This window comes from Bradyrhizobium sp. (assembly GCF_030697065.1).
Classification (GTDB): Bacteria; Pseudomonadota; Alphaproteobacteria; order Rhizobiales; family Xanthobacteraceae; genus Bradyrhizobium.
Genome location: NZ_JAUYQU010000266.1, coordinates 1 through 6240, shown reverse-complemented (window position 1 = coordinate 6240; position 6240 = coordinate 1). Strand labels below are relative to the sequence as shown.

Genomic DNA, 6240 nt, shown 5'->3' with positions numbered 1-6240 from the left:
CGGAATGCCGGCGAACCGCGACGGCGCAGCCTTGACCTCGCGCAAACGGTCCATCGCCTCCGCGGCCTCGATCGCCGCCTCCGCATCGACACGAACAAAAGCCCGCGCGCCCTCGCCCGTGCTGTCGGCGATCCTGGCCAGGCAGTCATCGACCAGCTTGCGGGCGCTGGTGCGGCCGCCGGCGAGATCGTCGGCCAGTGTAGCCAGAGTCGGGATATTGGGCATGGCGCGTGCTCGCTTCCTAAGGGTTGTCGCATTGTTATGGAGCACGGCGCGCGGCCGATCAATCCTCGAGGCAAGCGAGCCCCGGCGGGGGTATGCAAGCTCGCCGGGAGACCGACAGTGCGTGTGCCGGAATACGCGCCATGCAGCGGCGCGGCTGGACCGTTGACGCCGAATGGTCAATGTCGCATCAAGACCGCAACCTGCGGGCCACGCCGCCCGATCCCACCGGAGGAAATGACCGATATGGCCGAGCCAGCGCGCGCGCGACCGAAACCGACCCCTGAAACCCAGCATTTCTGGGATGGCACCGCCGCCGGCGAACTGCGGCTGCAGCGCTGCGACGCCTGCGCCAACGTCTATTTTCCGCCGCGCCCGTTCTGTCCCTCCTGCGCCTCGCGCAAGGTCAGCATCTTCAAGGCCAGCGGCAAGGGCACGCTCTACAGCTATGTCATCAACCACCGCCCCGCAGCACCGGGCTTCACGCCGCCTTACGCGATTGCCGTGGTGGAACTGGAGGAAGGCCCGCGGATGATGAGCAATATCGTCGACTGTCCGCAGACGCCGGAGGCGCTGGAGCTCGACATGAAGTTGGAAGTCGCGTTCGAGAAGCTCGACGACAAGATCACCCTTCCCCTGTTCCGACCGGCGAAGGGCTAAGCACCATGCGCAGAAACGCAGTCGCCGTCGTCGGCGCAGCCGAGACCACCGAGCTCGGCGTCATTCCCAACATGTCGCAAATCCAGTTGCACGCCGATGCCGCGCTCAACGCCATTGCCGATGCCGGGCTGAAGCTGTCCGATATCGACGGCATCGCCACCGCGGTGGAGACGCCGCAGCAGATCGCGCATTACCTCGGGATCAAGCCGACCTGGGTCGACGGCACCTCGGTCGGCGGCTGTTCGTTCATGCTGCATGTCCGCCATGCCGCGGCGGCAATCGAGGCCGGGCTGTGCAAGACCGTGCTGATCACCCATGCCGAGAGCGGCAAATCGATGATCGGCAAGCTGCCGCGCTCGACGCCGCCGGACAGTCTCAATGGCCAGTTCGAGTCGCCGTTCGGCGTCTACGGGCCGCCGAGCATGTTTCCGATCCCGGTGCTGCGCTACATGAAGACCCACGGCATCACCCATGAGCAGATCGCCATGGTCGCGGTGGTGCAGCGCGAATGGGCGGCGAAAAATCCGCGCGCCATGATGAAGGCGCCGATCACGGTCGAGGACGTGCTGAACTCGAAGATGATCGCCTACCCGTTCCGCATCCTGCAGTGCTGCCTCGTCACCGACGGCGGCGGCGCGCTGATCCTGACCTCGGCTGACCGGGCGAAGGATTTTCCGAACAAGCCGGTCTATGTGCTCGGAACCGGCGAGAGCGTGGAAACGCCGATGGTCAGCCAGATGGAGACTTTCGACAGTTCGCGCGCCTTTCGCACCGCAGGTCCCCTCGCCTTCAAGGAGGCCGGCATTGCCCACAAGGACGTCGATCATCTGATGATCTACGACGCCTTCGCGCATCTGCCGCTCTACGGCCTCGGCGATCTCGGCTTCATGCCGCACGAAGAGACCGGAAAGTTCATCGCCGACGGCCACACCCGTCCCGGCGGCAAGCTGCCGCTCAACACCAATGGCGGCGGCTTGAGCTACATGCATTCGGGCATGTACGGCATGTACGCGCTGCAGGAGAGCGTGCGACAGATGCGTGGGCTAGCGCCGGCCCAGGTCAAGGATGCCAAAATTTCGGTCTGCCACGGCGTCGGCGGCATGTTCGCGGCATCAGGCACGATCATCTTCACGAACGAGAAGTAATCACCTTCGTCATTCCGGGATGGTCCGAAGGACCAGACCCGGAATCTCGAGATTCCGGGTTCGATGCTTCGCATCGCGCCGGAATGACGAAGGACAACAGGAGCACCCCATGACAAAATCACTGCAGGACAAAGTCATCATCGTCACCGGCGCGGGCCGCGGCATCGGGCGCGAGATCGCGCTGTTGTGCGCTGCGGAGGGCGCGAAGGTCGTGGTCAACGATCCCGGCGTTGCCGCCGACGGCGCCGGCAACAGCGCCGCGCCCGCCGAGGAGGTCGTGGAAGAGATCAAGAAGCGCGGCGGCACCGCGGTCGCCAATTTCGAGTCGGTGGCGGAAGCGATCCCCGCGAGCAAGATCGTCAAGACCGCGACCGATCATTTCGGCAGGCTTGACGGCGTCGTCAACAATGCCGGCATCCTGCGCGACATGATCTTCCACAAGATGAGCGTGGAGGCGTTCGAATCCGTCATCAAGGTGCATTTGATGGGCTCGTTCTACGTCAGCCATGCTGCGGCACGGCTGTTCCGCGAGCAGGAAAGCGGCTCCTTCGTGCACTTCACCTCGACCTCGGGCCTGATCGGCAACTTCGGCCAGGCCAATTATGCCGCTGCCAAGCTCGGCATCGTTGGCCTGTCAAAGTCGATCGCGCTCGACATGGGGCGCTTCAACGTGCGCTCCAACTGCGTCTCGCCGTTCGCCTGGACCCGCATGATCGGCACCATTCCGACCGAGACCGAAGCGGAGAAGGCGCGGGTCGAGAAGATCAAGCAGATGGGCCCGGAAAAGATTGCACCCATCTGCGCCTATCTGCTCAGCGACGCCGCCAAAGAGGTATCCGGGCAGATCTTCGGCGCGCGCATGAACGAGCTTTTTCTGTTCAGCCAGAACCGGCCGGTTCGCTCGGTGCATCGCGGCGAGGGCTGGACGCCGCAGACGATCGCCGAACACGGCATGCCGGCGCTCAAGGGGTCGTTCTACAAGCTCGACCGCTCCGCGGATATTTTCCCCTGGGATCCGATCTGAGAGGGGACGTCATTCCGGACACGCGTCTTCGCGAGCCCCGGAACGACAGCGAAGCGTAGGGTGGGCAAAGGCGCGCTCCGCGCCGTGCCCGCCATACAGCGCAATATCTATATGACGGTCAATCTGGTGGGCACGGCGCAAGGGCGCCTTTGCCCACCCTACGAAACTCGCCGTCGCATTTTTGCCTACCCGCTGTTCCGCAAGCCCGCCGAAATCCCGTTGATGGTGAGCTGGATGCCGCGCAGCACCTGCTCGTCGGGGTTTTGCGCGCGGTGCTCCTTCAGCAATTCGACCTGCACATGGTTGAGCGGATCGAGGTACGGGAAGCGGTTGCGGATCGAGCGGTCCAGCAGCGGGTTGCCCTGCAGCAGGCGTTCCTGTCCCATGATATCCAGCAGCGTTTCGATCGAGAGATGCCATTCGCGCCGGATGCGGCCGAAGATTTTCTCGCGCAGTTCGGTATCGGGCACCAGTTCAGCATAGCGCGAGGCGATCGCGATCGAGCTTTTCGCCAGCACCATGTCCATGTTCGACAACAGCGTGCGAAAGAACGGCCATTCGCGGTACAACTCCTTCAGGAACGGCATGCCCTTGTCGGGGTGCTGCGCGATCCAGCTTTCCACCGCGCTGCCAAAGCCGTACCAGCCCGGCAGCATCAGGCGGCACTGCGCCCAGCTGAACACCCAGGGAATGGCGCGCAAATCCTCGATGGCGCGGGTCTTCTTGCGTGAAGCCGGCCGGCTGCCGATGTTCAGCGTCGAGATCTCGGTGATCACGGTGGACGCCCAGAAATATTCGACGAAGCCGTCGGTCTCGTAGACCAGCCCGCGATAGGCTTTGAAGGCAAGCTCCGACAACTGCTCCATCGCATCGAGATATTCGCGCCGCGGCGCGCTGTGTTTGGGCTGCAGCAGGCTTGCTTCCAGGGTTGCCGCAGCCAGAATTTCCAGATTGTTGCGGCCGACTTCGGCGTTGGAATATTTGCTGGAGATGATTTCGCCCTGCTCCGTGATGCGGATCTGGCCGTTCACCGCGCCGCCGGGCTGCGCGATAATGGCGTCGTAGCTCGGCCCGCCGCCGCGGCCGACCGATCCGCCGCGGCCGTGAAACAGCCGCAGGCGCACATGGTGGCGCTCGAACACTTCGATCAGTCCGATCTCGGCCTTGTAGAGCTCCCAGCCCGAGGTGACGAAACCGCCATCCTTGTTGCTGTCGGAATAGCCCAGCATCACCTCCTGCACCGCGCCGCAACTGTCCACCAGCTTGCGGTAATCGTGCAGCGCCAGCATCCGGTCCATGATGCCGCTCGATGCCTGCAAATCCTCGATGGTCTCGAACAGCGGCACGATGTTGATGGCGCTGCGGCCGGAGGGATGGACCAGCCCGGCCTCCTTCAGCAGCACCGCGACCTCCAGCATGTCGGACATGCCCTTGCACATCGAGATGATGCATTGGGGAATCACATCGCTGCCGAACTTGGCATGGGCCTCGGCGGCGGCGTGGAACAGCGCGAGTTCGCCCGCGGTTTCCTCGCTGTATTTCACGAAGGCGGAGGTCAGCGGACGGGCATTGCGCAGTTCGGCCGCCAGCAGCGCGACCCGCGCCTCCTCGTTCAGCGCCAGATAGGACATGCCGGGCATCGCCGCATCGATCAGTTCGGAGACGGTGCGCTCGTGCACGGCGGAATTCTGCCTGATATCGAGGCTGGCGAGGTGGAAACCGAAGCAGTCCACGGCGCGGCGCAGCAGCCGCAGCCGTCCGCGCGCGATCACGCCCGAATTGTTCGAGATCAGCGAACGATAGAGAATGTCGAGATCGGCCTTGAACTCGGCCACATCGGCATAGGCCTCGGCTTCGCCGACCGGCCGCCGGGTGATACCGACATCCAGCCCCAGCGCGGTCGCGGTGAGCCGCGCGTAAATCCCCGATACCGCCAGGCGATAGGGCTCGCCGCTGCGATGCGGCGACTTGTCGGGCGAGCGTTCGGCGAGGTTGCGCAGATCCTTGGAGACATCGGCCAGATGCGCCGCGAGCGACAGCTCGGAGCCGAGCACGTGCAGTTCCTCGAGATAGAAGCGCAGCACCCGGCTGGACTGCAGCTTGAGCGTGCCGCGCATCACCTCGGCGGTCACGAACGGGTTGCCGTCGCGATCGCCGCCGATCCAGCTTCCCATCCTCAGGAAAGAGGCCAGCTCGCCGCGCACGGGGTCGCCCTCGTTCAGCCGGTCCTCCAGCGCGCAGTGCAGCCGCGGCACCTCGTGCAGGAAGGTGTAGTCATAGAAGGACAGGCCGTTGGCGACTTCGTCGAGCACGGTGAGCTTGGTCCGGCGCAACAGATTGGTCTGCCACAGCGTCAGCACCTCGCGGCGCAGTTGCTCGTCGCTGGCCTCGCGCTCTTCCGGTGTCAGTTGCACCCGCTCGCGGCGGTCCAGCAGGGCGGCGATCTCCATCTCGCGGTCGATCGTGCTCTTGCGGCGGACTTCGGTGGGATGCGCGGTCAGCACCGGGCTGATCAGGGCCGCCGAAAAAAACTTGCGCAGGTCGGCAGCGGTAAATCCCGCCGCGCGGGCATGCGCCAGGGTCAGCGGCAGCGTTCCCGGGTGCGGCGTGCCGCCCGCGGACGAGCGCATGCGCATCTGCCGGATGTTGTTCTGGTCCTCGGCGATGTTGGCGAGGTGGGAAAAATAGCTGAAGGCGCGCACGATGCGCACGGTCTGGCTGATCGACATGCTGTCGAGGATCAGTTCGAGCTCGCGCCGGGCGGTCTTGTCCTCGTCGCGGTGGAACCGGATCGAGGTCTGCCGGATGCGTTCGACCAGATCGAACACGTCGGCGCCTTCCTGGTCGCGCACGGTGTCGCCGAGTATGCGGCCCAGCAGCCGGATTTCCTCACGAAGCCGGGCATCCGCCTCGACGTCTTCGCTGCGGTTGGGACGCGAATCCGGGTCGGAAGGCATGATCTGGGGTGACATGGTCGGCTACTCCAGAAATTGCCCGGCAGTCTGGAGTGTGCAAGTTTTTTGCCGCAGTGCAAGATAAAGATGGCGGGAGACGCTGGGACACGGGCGCCTAGATCTTCCTTCCCGCCCGCTCCCAATAGGGATCGCGCAGGCGGCGCTTGAAGATCTTGCCGGAATCCTCGCGCGGCAGGTTTTGCTGGATTTCGACGTGTTTCGGGACCTTGTAATC

At 64.4% G+C, this 6240-nt stretch carries 4 protein-coding genes and 1 pseudogene; 3 read left to right on the top strand and 2 right to left on the bottom strand.

Annotated features, from left to right (window positions below; genetic code table 11):
• Nucleotides 1-225 (bottom strand): annotated as a pseudogene (locus Q8R73_RS21010) (amidase); the annotation flags it as partial.
• A 243-nt stretch (nt 226-468) separates the two neighbouring features.
• Between Q8R73_RS21010 and Q8R73_RS21005 the strand changes: the two are divergent.
• From Q8R73_RS21005 to Q8R73_RS20995, 3 genes are all read left to right on the top strand, one after another.
• On the top strand, nt 469-882 hold the full coding sequence (locus tag Q8R73_RS21005) for a Zn-ribbon domain-containing OB-fold protein (protein ID WP_304741010.1): 414 nt from the start codon (nt 469-471) through the stop codon (nt 880-882).
• Between the two features lie 5 nt (nt 883-887).
• The gene (locus Q8R73_RS21000; protein ID WP_305721465.1) at nt 888-2027 is read left to right on the top strand and encodes a thiolase; all 1140 of its coding nucleotides are present in this window, start codon (nt 888-890) and stop codon (nt 2025-2027) included.
• A 109-nt stretch (nt 2028-2136) separates the two neighbouring features.
• Nucleotides 2137-3051 carry an SDR family oxidoreductase gene (locus Q8R73_RS20995; protein WP_305721464.1) on the top strand — a complete coding sequence of 305 codons (915 nt, stop codon included), beginning with the start codon at nt 2137-2139 and terminating at the stop codon, nt 3049-3051.
• Between the two features lie 185 nt (nt 3052-3236).
• Here the strand turns inward: Q8R73_RS20995 and ppc are convergent, their stop codons facing one another.
• Nucleotides 3237-6023 (bottom strand): phosphoenolpyruvate carboxylase, encoded by a 2787-nt coding sequence (ppc, locus tag Q8R73_RS20990; protein WP_305721463.1) that lies wholly within the window; start codon nt 6021-6023, stop codon nt 3237-3239.
• Between the last annotated feature and the right edge of the window lie 217 nt (nt 6024-6240).

Excerpts from the sequence above, each read along its gene's own strand:
- Q8R73_RS21005 (WP_304741010.1), top strand. The coding sequence starts at position 469 with ATGGCCGAGCCAGCGCGCGCGCGACCGAAACCGACCCCTGAAACCCAG.
- Q8R73_RS21000 (WP_305721465.1), top strand. The coding sequence starts at position 888 with ATGCGCAGAAACGCAGTCGCCGTCGTCGGCGCAGCCGAGACCACCGAG.
- Q8R73_RS20995 (WP_305721464.1), top strand. The coding sequence starts at position 2,137 with ATGACAAAATCACTGCAGGACAAAGTCATCATCGTCACCGGCGCGGGC.
- ppc (WP_305721463.1), bottom strand. The coding sequence starts at position 6,023 with ATGTCACCCCAGATCATGCCTTCCGACCCGGATTCGCGTCCCAACCGC.